The organism is Citrobacter sp. RHB21-C05 (assembly GCF_013889015.1).
In the GTDB taxonomy this organism is placed as follows: domain Bacteria; phylum Pseudomonadota; class Gammaproteobacteria; order Enterobacterales; family Enterobacteriaceae; genus Citrobacter_A; species Citrobacter_A sedlakii.
This window is the reverse complement of sequence record NZ_CP057611.1, coordinates 1,346,026-1,359,265: the sequence shown is the minus strand read 5'-3', so window position 1 is coordinate 1,359,265 and position 13,240 is coordinate 1,346,026. Positions and strand designations below refer to the sequence as shown.

Sequence of the window (13,240 nt, the reverse complement as noted above, 5' to 3'; positions counted from 1 at the left end):
CTTCTACTGCTCCGCTAAAGTCAAAATAAGTCTTTGCCACACTGTAAATTCACAGGGGCATAACAACAACGCCAGAAAGGCGAGTCCCCTGAAAATATCGATCCCGGTCACACAATAACTTTATCGTTTCAGCACCATTTGCCGCGTCGCTGAAAGGCAACTGCGGCAAACTGAGCGCGAGATTCGGCATTAAGGAAAAAACCATGCTCCATCCGCGAGCCAGAACCATGCTGTTATTGTCGCTTCCCGCGTTAATTCTTGGGATAGCGTCAAGTTTAGTCCTTATTGTAGTAATGAAATTTGCTTCAGTATTGCAGCTTGTCCTGTGGCAGCGCCTGCCGGGCAGTTTCGGACTTGTCCCGGATTCCCCAGCCTGGATAATGCTCATCCTGACGCTGACCGGCGTACTGGTGGGACTGGTGATCCGCTACAGCCCGGGTCACGCCGGACCCGATCCGGCGACCGAGCCGTTGATCAGCGCCCCGGTCGCGCCTGGCGCGCTGCCAGGCCTGATTGTGGCGCTGGTGCTGGGGCTGGCAGGCGGGGTTAGCCTCGGGCCGGAACATCCCATCATGGCCGTGAATATTGCGCTGGCGGTAGCGTTGGGCAGTCGTTTAATGCCGCGGGTAAACTCACTCGACTGGACGATACTGGCTTCCGCAGGCACGATTGGCGCGTTGTTTGGCACCCCTGTCGCTGCCGCGCTGATCTTTTCGCAAACGCTGAACAGTTCTGACGATGTTCCGCTCTGGGATCGTCTTTTCGCCCCGCTGATGGCCGCAGCGGCAGGGTCCTTGACCACCAGTCTGTTCTTCCATCCTCATTTTTCGCTGCCCATTGCCCATTACACGCAGATGCGGCTGGTGGATATTTTCAGCGGCGCGGTGGTCGCGGCGATCGCCATAGCCGCAGGGATGGTGGCGGTATGGTGCCTGCCGCGTCTGCATTTTTTGCTACACCAGCTGAAAAACCCGGTGCTTATTCTTGGCGTCGGCGGATTCATGCTCGGCGTACTGGGGGTGATTGGCGGTCCCCTGTCGCTGTTTAAAGGCCTGGATGAAATGCAACAGATGGCGTTCAGTCAGACCCTTAGCGCTACGGACTTTTTCCTGCTGGCGGTGATCAAACTCGCGGCGCTGGTAGTGGCGGCCGCCTGCGGATTTCGCGGCGGGCGAATCTTCCCGGCTGTCTTTGTCGGCGTCGCATTAGGATTGATGCTGCACGCGCATGTCGACGCGGTACCGGCGGCGATTACCGTCTCCTGCGCGATTCTCGGCATGGTGCTGGTTGTTACCCGCGACGCCTGGCTCAGTTTATTTATGGCCGCCGTGGTGGTGCCCGACGCCAATCTGCTGCCGCTGTTGTGCATCGTTATGCTGCCGGCCTGGCTGCTGCTGGCCGGCAAGCCGATGATGCTGGCTCACCGACGGGAAAAATAGTCATCCGCTGTTGCGTGACTCCAGCGCCCGGGTCACCGCGCGCAGCAGCGCCGGTACGTCGGCTTTTGGCAGTATCACTTCAACCAACGACAGCCGCTGTGGCTGCGACAGGCGCGCCAGCACCTCTTTCAGTTGGATAGCCTGACTGACCTGCCAGCACGCCGCGCCTTCCTTCAGGCTGAAAGCGCGGGGTATCTGGGTCCAGTTCCACGGCGCAATGTCGTTATAACGCTGTGTTTCACCGTGGATCGCCCGTTCAACGGTATATCCGTCGTTGTTAAGCAGCAGAATGACAGGCGACAATGCTTCCCGCAACATCGATCCTATTTCCTGAATCGTCAGTTGTGCCGCGCCATCGCCGGTTATCAGTATCACCCGCCGCCCGGGCGCCGCCAACTGCGCGCCAAAGGTCGCCGGGAGCGCATAACCAATCGATCCCCACAGCGGTTGCACCAGCAGTTCCGCGCCGGTCGGCAGTGACAGACTGGCTGCGCCAAAGGCCGCCGTTCCTTGATCCGCCACAAGGATATCCCCTGGCTGGAGGGCCTGCTGCACGGTATGCCAGAAGTTTTCCTGGGTCAGCGGTCCTTTTTCGTCCCTCGCTGATTCGCCCGCGGGCTTCACGGGTAGCGGCGCAAACGACAGCTCCAGGCACAGCTCTCGCAGGGTGGTCACGGCCTGTTCCATCGATAAACCGCTGAACCAGGTCTGGCCGACCCGGGCGCCCTGCGGCTGAATGTCTATCGTGCGCTGCGCCGCAAACTGTTGGGTAAATCCGGCAGTAAGCGTGTCGACAAAACGCGTCCCCACGCAAATGGTAGTATCCGCGCCTTCGATGATCTCACGAACATATTCGCTGCTGGCTCCTGCGCTGTAGGTGCCAACAAAACCCGGCTGCTGTTCGTCAAACAGCCCTTTGCCCATGAGCAAGGTCGCGTGAGGCATGGGCGTCTCGGCCATCCAGCGTTGCAGGATTGGCTGTAAATCGAATCGCCAGGCAAGAAAGTCAGCCAGCAACGCCACACGACTGCTGTTCATCAGCATCTTGCGAGCCTGATAGCGGAACGCGGTGACCACGCTCTCCTGCGATTCTGGCAACGTCAAAGAGAGCGCTCTGGTCGGCGGGAACGCCGGGCGCTTCGCCACGTCTGCGGGTAACATCAGGTAGCCAGGACGACGAGAGGTCAGCATAATTTGCATTACGCGATCAATTTCATAGCAGGCGTTGTGTTCATCCAGCACCGCGCTGGCGGCAGAGATAGTCTGGCTCATACGGTAAAAGTGCTGAAAATCCCCATCCCCCAGCGTGTGGTGCATCAGTTCTCCCCGGCGCTGCGCCCCGCTACAGGGAGCGCCGACGATGTGCAATACGGGCACGTATTCAGCATAGCTGCCTGCCAGACCGTTAATCGCGCTCAGTTCCCCAACGCCAAAGGTAGTGAGCAGCGCCCCAGCCCCCGCCACGCGGGCATAACCGTCGGCGGCGTAAGCGGCATTCAGTTCATTCGCACACCCCACCCAGCGGACAGCCGGGTGGTCAATGACATGATCAAGGAACTGCAAATTGTAATCGCCCGGTACGCCAAACAGATGTTCAATCCCACAGCCTGCCAGTCGATCAAGCAGGTAATCCGCAACGCTATAGGGATTTTGCATGACAGCTTTCCTTTTGAAGGTCATCACATGTTGAGTATTGAATAACCGTGTGGCCTGTCCAGAAAGTATCCGCGATGGGAGTGGAAAGCAGCCTTTACAGGCGGCGCGGCGCAGAATGTGTTTGAAAAAGAGGCAGTGTAAACGTATACACTGTAAAGCTGAACTCACCGCGAGGAAACACAATGGTTTACCAGCCTGATGAAAATCGCTATCAGAATATGACGTTCCACCGCTGCGGTCAGAGCGGCCTGAAGCTGCCTGCCGTATCGCTCGGACTGTGGCATAACTTCGGTGATACCACCCAGGTGGAGAACAGTCGGGCGCTGCTACAACGGGCGTTTGACCTCGGCATCACGCATTTCGACCTTGCCAATAACTACGGTCCTCCGCCGGGGTCGGCTGAGCGTAACTTTGGCCGCATTCTGCAGGAAGATTTTCTTCCCTGGCGCGATGAGCTGATCGTCTCCACCAAAGCGGGCTACACCATGTGGGACGGCCCGTATGGCGACTGGGGTTCCCGCAAATACCTGATTGCCAGCCTCGATCAAAGCCTGAAACGCATGGGGCTGGAGTACGTGGACATTTTCTACCACCATCGTCCGGATCCCGACACGCCGCTGCTGGAAACCATGAAAGCGCTGGACCATGTGGTGCGTCAGGGCAAAGCGCTGTACGTAGGGCTATCGAACTACCCTGCCGACCGCGCCCGTGAAGCCATCGATATCCTCAATGATTTAGGCACACCGTGTCTGATTCATCAGCCTAAATACTCCCTCTTTGAGCGCTGGGTTGAAGACGGATTACTCGCGCTATTGCAGGAAAAAGGGGTGGGTAGTATCGCCTTTTCACCGCTCGCAGGCGGACAACTCACCGATCGTTATCTTAATGGTATTCCAGCCGACTCCCGCGCGGCGAGCGGAAGCCGTTTCCTCAGACCGGAACAGTTGACAGAGGCAAAGCTGGAAAAAGTGCGTCAGTTGAACGCGCTGGCGGAAAAGCGTGGACAAAAGCTGTCGCAAATGGCGCTCGCGTGGGTGCTGCGTAACGATAACGTCACTTCGGTGCTGATTGGCGCCAGTAAGCCCGCGCAGATCGAAGATGCCGTTGGAATGCTGGCGAACCGGGCGTTCACCCCGCAGGAGTGCGCCGCGATCGACAGCATACTGAAGGGCGAAGATTAACGACGCCTTTAGCATTTCGTGCTCTCCTTCATCATTTAAGAGTTAAGGCGATAAAACGCAACTTTACTACCTCGTAAAATTGCGTTAACAGGCCGATTACGGCTTCGATCGTGAAGGAGAAAAAAGTATGTTCAGGTCACTGATTCTCGCGGCAGCCTTGCTGGCTTTTGCACCGCTGGCCGCAAACGCGGGAGAAATCACCCTGTTGCCATCGATAAAATTACACATTGGCGATCGCGACGACTATGGCAGATACTGGGACGGTGGCTACTGGCGCGACCGTGATTACTGGCATCGTCACTATGAATGGCGTGGCGACCGCTGGTGGCGACATGATAACGGCAAACACCGCGGCTGGGATAAACGCAAAGCTTACGAGCGCGGATACCGTGAAGGCTGGCGCGACCGTGACGACCATCGCGGACGTGGACGCGGCCACGGTCACAGACACCACGATTAAGCCGTTCAATACCTCACTAAGCCGGGTAGTTTCACCCGGCTTATTCTTTACCGTCCCAGCGCCGTTCCCACCAGCAGCCAGATATTCAGCACCACAACCAGCACGACAATCATCCAGCCTATTATTTTCACTCTGCGGGTATTCACCAGCTCACCCATCAGCGCGCCATCACTGGTAAAGATCAGCAACGGCACCAGCGCCAGCGCGATACCAAAGCTCAACAGCACCTGGCTCATCACCAGTATCCGCGTCGGATCCAACCCCAGTAAAATGACAATAAATGACGGCATCATGGTGATGACACGGCGAACCCATAAAGGAATATGGAAACGCACAAAACCCTGCATGACCACCTGTCCGGCCAGCGTTCCCACAACCGTTGATGACAGTCCTGCAGCGACCAGACTCAGTCCGAAAACCGTTGCCGCCGCATGACTGAGCAAAGGTTCAAGGGTCAGATAGGCCTGATCGAGGTCAGCTACACCGGTATGACCACTGAAGTGAAACGCCGCAGCCGCGGTCGCCATCATCGCCAGGTTGACGAATCCGGCAATCGTCATCGCAATCGCGACATCCCATTTCGTTGCAGCATAGCGCTGCTGGCGCGTTCCACCGTGTAAATGCTGGGTAAGAGACGAGTGTAGATAAATGACGTGCGGCATTATCGTTGCGCCCAACACCCCGGCGGCCAGAAAAACCGCCTCGCCGTTCGGCAAGCTGGGAATGATCATCCCTTTACTTAATTGCGTAAGGCCTGGCTGGGAAAAAATCAGTTCGACAATATACGCCACTGCCACAAACAGCAGCAGGCCGCCGATCACTTTTTCCAACGGCTTTTGCCCCCGACGCTGCAGCATCAGGATCAGAAACGTGGCAATACCGGTTAGCACCGCCCCTTGCAGAAGCGAGACGCCAAGGATCAGTTTGAAGCCAATCGCCGCGCCGATAAACTCTGCGAGATCGGTCGCCATCGCAATAATTTCCGCTTGCACCCAGTAAAACAACACCACCGGACGGGGATAATGGTCGCGAATCTGTTCGGCCAGATTCTTGCCGGTCGCGATGCCCAGCTTCGCTGACAACACCTGAATCAGCATTGCCATCAGGTTTGCCCAAACCACCACCCACAGCAACGTATAGCCAAAGCTGGCGCCCGCCTGAATGTTAGTGGCAAAGTTGCCCGGATCGATATATCCGATAGCTGCGATGAACGCAGGTCCCATTAATGCGAGCCTTAACTTGCGCGCTGCCCTTCCACTGCTACGCTCAACGCGATCGTCTGTCATCTTGTGCCCCGGAAATATAGCCTTTGCTATGTTTAATGCTACGCCTAATGAGAATGGTTATCAAATGCAACGGCGACAGGTGATAATGATTTCTCAGATAGGCTGGAACGATAAGGTCTGCGGATACGGAAAATGCCCGCGGCATGTTTAACAATCGTTATAAGATTAGCACAAGGACGTAACTATTCACTTCGGTACTAGACATAACAGAAGTGTATGCGTGATCACTATTTTTGAATCTCGTCACAGGTCCTGATTATAGTGTGTGTTAGATCTCGTTTTCTTTGTATCTGTTACATAGAATGTGCACGGAAATTAAACCTGCCTCATATTTGGAGCAAATATGGACCGCGTCCTTCATTTTGTCCTGGCGCTAGCCGTTGTTGCGATCCTCGCATTGCTGGTAAGCAGTGACCGTAAAAAAATTCGCATTCGTTATGTTATTCAGTTGCTTGTTATCGAAGTTTTACTGGCGTGGTTCTTCCTGAACTCCAACGTCGGGCTGGGCTTCGTGAAAGGCTTTTCCGAAATGTTCGAAAAACTGCTCGGATTCGCCAATGAAGGTACCAACTTCGTCTTTGGCAGCATGAACGATCAGGGTCTGGCTTTCTTCTTCCTGAAGGTGCTCTGCCCAATCGTCTTTATCTCCGCTTTGATTGGTATTCTTCAGCACATCCGCGTTCTGCCGGTGATCATCCGCGCGATCGGCTTCCTGTTATCCAAAGTCAACGGCATGGGTAAACTGGAATCCTTCAACGCGGTAAGTTCGCTGATCCTCGGCCAGTCTGAGAACTTTATCGCCTATAAAGATATTCTCGGCAAAATGTCCCGCAACCGTATGTACACCATGGCGGCGACAGCGATGTCGACCGTTTCCATGTCTATCGTTGGCGCGTACATGACCATGCTGGAGCCGAAGTATGTGGTGGCTGCGCTGGTGCTCAACATGTTCAGTACCTTTATCGTTCTGTCGCTGATCAACCCGTACCGCGTTGATGCCAGCGAAGAGAATATCCAGATGTCTAACCTGCACGAAGGCCAGAGCTTCTTCGAAATGCTGGGTGAGTACATCCTGGCTGGCTTTAAAGTCGCGATTATCGTTGCGGCCATGCTGATCGGCTTTATCGCCCTGATCGCCGCGCTGAACGCCCTGTTCGCTACCGTGACCGGCTGGTTCGGCTACAGCATCTCCTTCCAGGGCATCCTGGGCTATATCTTCTACCCGGTTGCGTGGGTGATGGGGGTGCCGTCCAACGAAGCGCTGCAGGTGGGCAGTATTATGGCGACCAAACTGGTTTCCAACGAATTCGTCGCAATGATGGATCTGCAGAAAATCGCCTCTACGCTCTCTCCGCGCGCGGAAGGGATCCTGTCGGTGTTCCTGGTGTCCTTCGCTAACTTCTCATCCATCGGGATTATTGCCGGCGCCATCAAAGGTCTGAACGAGGAACAAGGTAACGTTGTTTCCCGCTTTGGTCTGAAACTGGTCTACGGTTCTACGCTGGTGAGCGTGCTCTCTGCGTCTATCGCCGCGCTGGTTCTGTAAGGCAACAGCGTAATGAAAAAGCCGGAGACGCTTTCTCCGGCTTTTTTACGTCTGCGACGCGTCAAGCGGCAGAGGCCGCCCAATCAAATAGCCCTGCAAATAGTTCACGCCCATACTTAACAGCAGATCCCGCTGCGCTGGCGTTTCAACGTATTCGGCGACCACGCTCAAGGATTTTGCTTTCGCCAGATCGGTTATCGACTTCACAATCATGGCATCCAGCGAATCGTTCAGGATGTCCTTCACAAACACGCCATCAATTTTAATGATGTCAGCCTGCAGGCGCTTCAGGCGCTCATAGTTGGCGTATCCGGTACCGAAATCATCGATAGCGATTCTGAAGCCAAACTTATGCAGTTGTTCAATATTTTGCATACTGACTTCCGAGTTAGAGAACGCTTGTTCTTCGGTAATCTCGATAATCACGGTTTGCGGCGCGATGCCGTAGCGATTAAACAGGCGAATGATCCGCGGGGCGGTCTCTTTTTGCAGCAGCGTTAGCGGCATTAAATTAACCGAGAAGCGTGGCCCTGGTTCACTGGAAGGATGCGCTGAAAGCCACGTCAGCAAGGCTTCAACCACCAGCAGATCAAAGCGTGCGCTGAGGTTAAACTGAGCGATCAGCGGAATAAACTGATCCGGCGTCATAACCCCGTCATCGCTTTTCAGCCGCGCCAGAATTTCATCATAGCCTTTGCCTTCACAGTCGCGGATCGGCTGCGCGTAAAGCAGCAGATCGCCGTCATCCAGCGCTTTACGAATTTTATTGAGCAACAGTACGCGTTCGGTCGTCTGTCCGGTGGCGACTTCAAGGCTGTTGGTGAGCGCCATCACCCGGTGATGCGCACAGGACTGCTCGGCCAGCCAGCTTAGTTGCCCAAGCAAAGGCTGTAAGGTCTCCGCCTTTCCGTCCCAGCCGCCCCATGAAGCGCCGTACCCCATATCCAGCCCGGTATTGTTCCAGATAATTTTGCGGCTGTTGAGCAGGTCGAGCATATGCTGCAAACGCGCGTCCATTTCGGGGCCGTTCAGCACCAGTAATAATTCGCTGCCAGGTAACTGGAAGATCTTTTCGTTATCCAGCAGCAGAGGTTCGAGGGTGCGGTATACCGTCCGTTTACAGTGTACGCGCATCAGCATGCCATAGTGCCGGCTCAAAAATTCCAGGTTATCCAGCCGCAGGCAGCACACGCTCTGCCCCGCCTCGTTTTGCAGAAATTGCTCCAGCGCGCGCAAATTCGGCAGGCGGGTTAGCGGGTCGGTCAGCGCCTGCTGGTGCCAGCGGCGATTGAGCCAACTGCTGCGCTGATAAATGCGCGTCATATACAGCAAACAGATACTGAACGAGATCAGCGCGGAAAGAATAAACGCCAGCGAATACTCCGAGCCGACGCCCTGCAGGAAATTTCGGTTATAGGTCAGCAGGCACAGCGTCGACACCGCCCAACTGAGGTTCAACAGCGGGTAGCTGAGTTTGCCGACGCCGATGGTAAAGACAATGAAAAAGACCGGCACCATATACCCCGCGATGTAATCATTGTCGAAGGGAGCGCACATGATCGCCAACAGCGCAGCCAGGACTGCCAGCCAGCATAGCGTGAACGCGCGCTGTTTTTTCTCAAGGGCCGGGGCGATGTCTCTGCGCCAGAAGATTCGCGCATAGCGGGGGTTCACTATCATCCGCATCGGATAATAGAAAAGCATCGTAAAAATCAGCGCGGCAGAGATCAGGCTCAGGATGTCGACAATGGTAAATATCGCCACTGCGGTGCCAAAAAAGGTGGAAACAGCGACCGGAAAGTCGAGGTAATAACCCGCCAGATACATACTCAGCTTCATCCCTATCGGGGCGACAAAACCTAGCCATATTACCCGACGCCAGATATTCCGGTTTGGTAAACCATGTCGCCAGCGCGAGCCCAGCCGCCAACGCACCAGCGCGCACACGCCCAGAACAGACAGCATCTGGCAAAAGAGCAGCACCAGACTTTGGGTAAACGGCAGGTGCAAATTCCATTCGTTGGTGATTAACATGCCGAGCACAATCGGCGCCACGCCGCGTCTGCCAAAAATAAGCAGAATGGCCAGCATCACACACAGCGGTAACCAGGAGAGATAAATATAGCTGGCGTCAACGATAGCAAGAGGAGAAATAAGGCGTGAAAACTGAATTGCAGCAATGGAGAGCGTTATCGCAAGCGCGAATATTCTTATATTATTTATCAGGTTATGCTTAACTGGCATAGATTGACTGCTCTCACGAAACGCACGATTAATCACATAAATGATAAGTTTATTCACACCGCGAAGCAAACCTATGGCGACCAGAAAACGAGGCAACCTTGTGTCAAACAGGCTCTGTCTCATCAGAAACTGTATTACAAAACAGGAAGAATTGCTGAGATAAAAAAACCCCCGCTTCGCAGCGAGGGTTCGGAATGTGGTGGAGCTAAGCGGGATCGAACCGCTGACCTCTTGCATGCCATGCAAGCGCTCTCCCAGCTGAGCTATAGCCCCACGATCTCTTTACGTACCAAAATTGTTGGGTGCAATTTTTGGTGGAGCTAAGCGGGATCGAACCGCTGACCTCTTGCATGCCATGCAAGCGCTCTCCCAGCTGAGCTATAGCCCCGTCACGTAAAGCTTGTCGAGTTGACGGGCGGCATCATATGAATTCCCTTCGCACGTGTCAACGGCAAATTAAAGCCCCTGACGCTAATCGCTGAAAAAGCAAACAAATGAAGAACATTGCGTATCAACTCGCATTCAGTAGTTAAACGCGTCACGGTTTCTACTAAAATGGTGCTATAAAATGAACCACTAATTAACCACACGACTATTCAGGGAATTGTTATGTTCAAGGAGCGGATGACGCCGGAAGAACTCGCCAATCTGACCGGTTACAGCCGACAGACCATCAATAAATGGGTGCGTAAAGAGGGATGGGTGACATCGCCGAAACCGGGCGTTCAGGGCGGTAAAGCGCGTCTGGTGCACGTAAACGAACAGGTTCGTGAATATATCCGCAGCGCAGAGCGTTCGGCGGAGGGGTTATCGGACGCATTGTCGTCCCCTGGCGATGCGTCGCTTGAAGCTTTGCTGATCAAGCTGGCGAAAGAAATGACGCCTGCGGAACAGAAAAAAATCACTTCCTTGCTACTTCGGGAAGGGATTACCGGTTTGTTACAACGCTTAGGGATCCGCGACAGCAAATAATTATGAAAAGATTACGCAGCAAGATGACCACCGAAGAGCTGGCGGACTGCCTCGGGGTCGCCAGACAAACCGTCAATCGTTGGATCCGTGAGCAAAAATGGGAAACGGAAAAATTTCCTGGCGTGAAAGGCGGTCGGGCAAGACTGGTACACATCGACAGCCGCGTGCGGGAATTCATTCTGAACATCCCTGCGTTTCGCAATCATTACGCATTTTATCAGGCCGAAGAACCGCTGGCCGATTACCATCCCGGCGCACGCAGTCATGCCTTTCGGCAGATCGTTGATGCCGTAGAGAATATGTCAGAAACGGAACAGGAAAAGCTGGCGTTATTTCTTTCGCGCGAAGGTATTCGTCGTTTTCTCGCCCGTCTGGGCATTGAGGAATCGGAAGCGCAATAAGCGCAACGTCAGCGGATAACAGGCCGGGAGGCATAACCGCCCTCTCCGGCCTGGTTCCATAACGGATTACTGTTGTGCTTCACGCTCAGCAATAAACGCCAGCGCTTTATTGATACGCTCGATGCTACGGGTTTTACCGATCGCGTGTACCGTAACGTCTAAGCCTGGAGACTGACCCGCGCCGGTGACGGCGACGCGCAACGGCATCCCCACTTTGCCCATCCCGACGTCCAGCTCATCGGCAGTAGCCTGAATCGCATGATGCACGTTCTCAGCCGTCCAGTCGCTGATTGCCGCCAGTTTGTCACGCACCACTTCCAGCGGCTGACGCGCAACCGGACGCAGGTGTTTCTTCGCGGCATCGGCGTCGAACTCAGCGAAATCCTCATAGAAATAACGGCAGCTTTGAGCCATCTCTTTCAGCGTTTTGCAACGTTCGCCCAGCAGTTTCACCAGTTCAGCCAGCTGCGGGCCGTTACGGGTATCGATATTTTCTTGTTCGATATGCCACTGAAGGTGCGTAGCCACATATTCCGGCGCCAGCGTATTGATATAGTGGTGGTTCAGCCACTGCAATTTCTCAGTATTAAACGCGCTGGCGGATTTGCTGACCGCTCCCAGGGAGAACAGTTTGATCATTTCTTCACGGGTGAAGATTTCCTGATCGCCACTGGACCAACCGAGACGTACCAGATAGTTCAGCAATGCTTCCGGCAAGTAGCCGTCGTCACGATACTGCATGACGCTTACCGCGCCATGACGCTTGGACAGTTTTTTTCCGTCGTCGCCGTTGATCATGGAAACGTGCGCATACACCGGCACCGGCGCGTTCAGCGCTTTCAAAATGTTGATCTGGCGCGGCGTGTTATTGATATGGTCTTCACCACGAATAACATGCGTGATTTCCATATCCCAGTCGTCCACAACGACACAGAAGTTATAAGTCGGAGACCCGTCGGTACGACGGATAATCAGATCGTCCAGTTCAAGGTTGCTGAACTCGATTGGTCCACGGATCTGATCGTCGAAAATGACAGAGCCGTCCTGCGGGTTTGCGAAACGCACGACGCACGGCTCATCGTCAGCATGGTGCTCGTGACCGTGGCGGCAACGACCGTCATAACGCGGCTTCTCGCCTTTTGCCATCTGCTCTTCACGCAGCGCGTCCAGACGCTCTTTCGAGCAATAGCATTTATAGGCGGTGCCCGCTTCCAGCATCTCATCAATCACGGCGTTATAACGATCAAAACGTTTAGTCTGGAAATACGGGCCTTCATCCCATTCCAGGCTCAGCCAGTTCATGCCATCCATAATGGCTTCGATAGCTTCCGGGGTAGAACGTTCGAGATCGGTGTCTTCAATACGCAGCACAAACTCACCGCCGTGGTGACGTGCAAATAGCCAGGAATAGAGAGCAGTACGCGCACCACCGACGTGCAGATAGCCTGTCGGGCTTGGCGCGAAGCGAGTTTTGATTTTCATGAAATGGCCTTACGTTGATAAAGATGCCGACAGCCGGCAAATCCGGGAAAAATTGACGTTCGGTATTCTATCACTCCCACCTGATTCCTCAATGTTGTTACGGCCCGAACCGTGGGCTTTGCTATTTTCGTATAGAAATCATACCTGATGGATCGATTTGCGATCGTTTTGCTTAAATTTACGACGAACGAACAATTTCTTTAGAAAATGCGTTGACTCATTTTCAACTCTCCCTATAATGCGACTCCACACAGCGGGGGTGATTAGCTCAGCTGGGAGAGCACCTCCCTTACAAGGAGGGGGTCGGCGGTTCGATCCCGTCATCACCCACCAACTACTTTATGTAGTCTCCGCCGTGTAGATAAGAAATTGAGAAGTGGGTGATTAGCTCAGCTGGGAGAGCACCTCCCTTACAAGGAGGGGGTCGGCGGTTCGATCCCGTCATCACCCACCACTTTCTCGCCAGCTAAATTTCTTATTGTGAAGTACCGAAGTGGGTGATTAGCTCAGCTGGGAGAGCACCTCCCTTACAAGGAGGGGGTCGGCGGTTCGATCCCGTCATCACCCACCACT

General features: G+C 54.4%; 10 protein-coding genes and 5 tRNA genes. 9 read left to right on the top strand and 6 right to left on the bottom strand.

Annotated features, from left to right (window positions below; translation table 11 throughout):
• The first annotated feature begins 203 nt into the window (after positions 1–203).
• The gene (locus HVX72_RS06515; protein WP_181822803.1) at positions 204–1,439 is read left to right on the top strand and encodes an ion channel protein; all 1,236 of its coding nucleotides are present in this window, start codon (positions 204–206) and stop codon (positions 1,437–1,439) included.
• Here the strand turns inward: HVX72_RS06515 and HVX72_RS06510 are convergent, their stop codons facing one another.
• A complete protein-coding gene (locus HVX72_RS06510) occupies positions 1,440–3,095 on the bottom strand; it encodes a thiamine pyrophosphate-binding protein (RefSeq protein WP_181822802.1) in 1,656 nt (551 codons plus the stop codon).
• Between the two features lie 182 nt (positions 3,096–3,277).
• Between HVX72_RS06510 and mgrA the strand changes: the two genes are divergently transcribed.
• Positions 3,278–4,276, top strand: coding sequence for an L-glyceraldehyde 3-phosphate reductase (gene mgrA, locus HVX72_RS06505; protein WP_181822801.1), 999 nt, complete (start codon positions 3,278–3,280; stop codon positions 4,274–4,276).
• A gap of 127 nt (positions 4,277–4,403) precedes the next feature.
• Positions 4,404–4,736: a DUF2502 domain-containing protein YpeC gene (gene ypeC, locus HVX72_RS06500; protein ID WP_042290806.1), complete on the top strand. Its 333-nt coding sequence runs from the start codon at positions 4,404–4,406 to the stop codon at positions 4,734–4,736.
• A gap of 47 nt (positions 4,737–4,783) precedes the next feature.
• On the opposite strand, the gene HVX72_RS06495 is transcribed toward ypeC, so the two are convergent.
• Complete coding sequence (locus HVX72_RS06495) at positions 4,784–6,022, bottom strand: Nramp family divalent metal transporter (RefSeq protein WP_181822800.1); 1,239 nt, start codon at positions 6,020–6,022, stop codon at positions 4,784–4,786.
• Between the two features lie 343 nt (positions 6,023–6,365).
• Between HVX72_RS06495 and nupC the strand changes: the two genes are divergently transcribed.
• Entirely contained in the window at positions 6,366–7,568 is a 1,203-nt protein-coding gene (gene nupC, locus HVX72_RS06490; protein WP_042290810.1) for a nucleoside permease NupC, read from the top strand.
• A gap of 45 nt (positions 7,569–7,613) precedes the next feature.
• Here nupC and HVX72_RS06485 read toward each other — a convergent pair whose 3' ends face one another.
• The 3 genes from HVX72_RS06485 to HVX72_RS06475 form a co-directional block, all read right to left on the bottom strand.
• On the bottom strand, positions 7,614–9,812 hold the full coding sequence (locus tag HVX72_RS06485; protein ID WP_060570076.1) for a sensor domain-containing phosphodiesterase: 2,199 nt from the start codon (positions 9,810–9,812) through the stop codon (positions 7,614–7,616).
• Positions 9,813–10,009: 197 nt separating this feature from the next.
• Positions 10,010–10,085: transfer RNA gene (locus HVX72_RS06480), tRNA-Ala, on the bottom strand.
• Positions 10,086–10,124: 39 nt separating this feature from the next.
• Positions 10,125–10,200: transfer RNA gene (locus HVX72_RS06475), tRNA-Ala, on the bottom strand.
• 221 nt (positions 10,201–10,421) lie between these two features.
• Here HVX72_RS06475 and HVX72_RS06470 point away from each other — a divergent pair.
• Positions 10,422–10,784, top strand: a complete 363-nt coding sequence (locus tag HVX72_RS06470) for a YfeC-like transcriptional regulator (RefSeq protein ID WP_060570075.1) — start codon at positions 10,422–10,424, stop codon at positions 10,782–10,784.
• A gap of 2 nt (positions 10,785–10,786) precedes the next feature.
• Entirely contained in the window at positions 10,787–11,185 is a 399-nt protein-coding gene (locus HVX72_RS06465) for a YfeC-like transcriptional regulator (RefSeq protein ID WP_181822799.1), read from the top strand.
• A 66-nt stretch (positions 11,186–11,251) separates the two neighbouring features.
• Here the strand turns inward: HVX72_RS06465 and gltX are convergent, their stop codons facing one another.
• Positions 11,252–12,667: a glutamate--tRNA ligase gene (gltX, locus tag HVX72_RS06460; RefSeq protein WP_181822798.1), complete on the bottom strand. Its 1,416-nt coding sequence runs from the start codon at positions 12,665–12,667 to the stop codon at positions 11,252–11,254.
• Between the two features lie 257 nt (positions 12,668–12,924).
• Between gltX and HVX72_RS06455 the strand changes: the two genes are divergently transcribed.
• The 3 genes from HVX72_RS06455 (at position 12,925) to HVX72_RS06445 (ending at position 13,238) form a co-directional block, all read left to right on the top strand.
• Positions 12,925–13,000 (top strand) — tRNA-Val (locus tag HVX72_RS06455).
• Between the two features lie 45 nt (positions 13,001–13,045).
• Positions 13,046–13,121 (top strand) — tRNA-Val (locus HVX72_RS06450).
• Positions 13,122–13,162: 41 nt separating this feature from the next.
• Positions 13,163–13,238 (top strand) — tRNA-Val (locus HVX72_RS06445).
• Positions 13,239–13,240 lie beyond the last annotated feature (2 nt).

Bases quoted from the DNA above. Each gene is read 5' to 3' on its own strand.
- HVX72_RS06515 (WP_181822803.1), top strand. From the start codon at position 204: ATGCTCCATCCGCGAGCCAGAACCATGCTGTTATTGTCGCTTCCCGCG.
- HVX72_RS06510 (WP_181822802.1), bottom strand. From the start codon at position 3,095: ATGCAAAATCCCTATAGCGTTGCGGATTACCTGCTTGATCGACTGGCA.
- mgrA (WP_181822801.1), top strand. From the start codon at position 3,278: ATGGTTTACCAGCCTGATGAAAATCGCTATCAGAATATGACGTTCCAC.
- ypeC (WP_042290806.1), top strand. From the start codon at position 4,404: ATGTTCAGGTCACTGATTCTCGCGGCAGCCTTGCTGGCTTTTGCACCG.
- HVX72_RS06495 (WP_181822800.1), bottom strand. From the start codon at position 6,022: ATGACAGACGATCGCGTTGAGCGTAGCAGTGGAAGGGCAGCGCGCAAG.
- nupC (WP_042290810.1), top strand. From the start codon at position 6,366: ATGGACCGCGTCCTTCATTTTGTCCTGGCGCTAGCCGTTGTTGCGATC.
- HVX72_RS06485 (WP_060570076.1), bottom strand. From the start codon at position 9,812: ATGCCAGTTAAGCATAACCTGATAAATAATATAAGAATATTCGCGCTT.
- HVX72_RS06470 (WP_060570075.1), top strand. From the start codon at position 10,422: ATGTTCAAGGAGCGGATGACGCCGGAAGAACTCGCCAATCTGACCGGT.
- HVX72_RS06465 (WP_181822799.1), top strand. From the start codon at position 10,787: ATGAAAAGATTACGCAGCAAGATGACCACCGAAGAGCTGGCGGACTGC.
- gltX (WP_181822798.1), bottom strand. From the start codon at position 12,667: ATGAAAATCAAAACTCGCTTCGCGCCAAGCCCGACAGGCTATCTGCAC.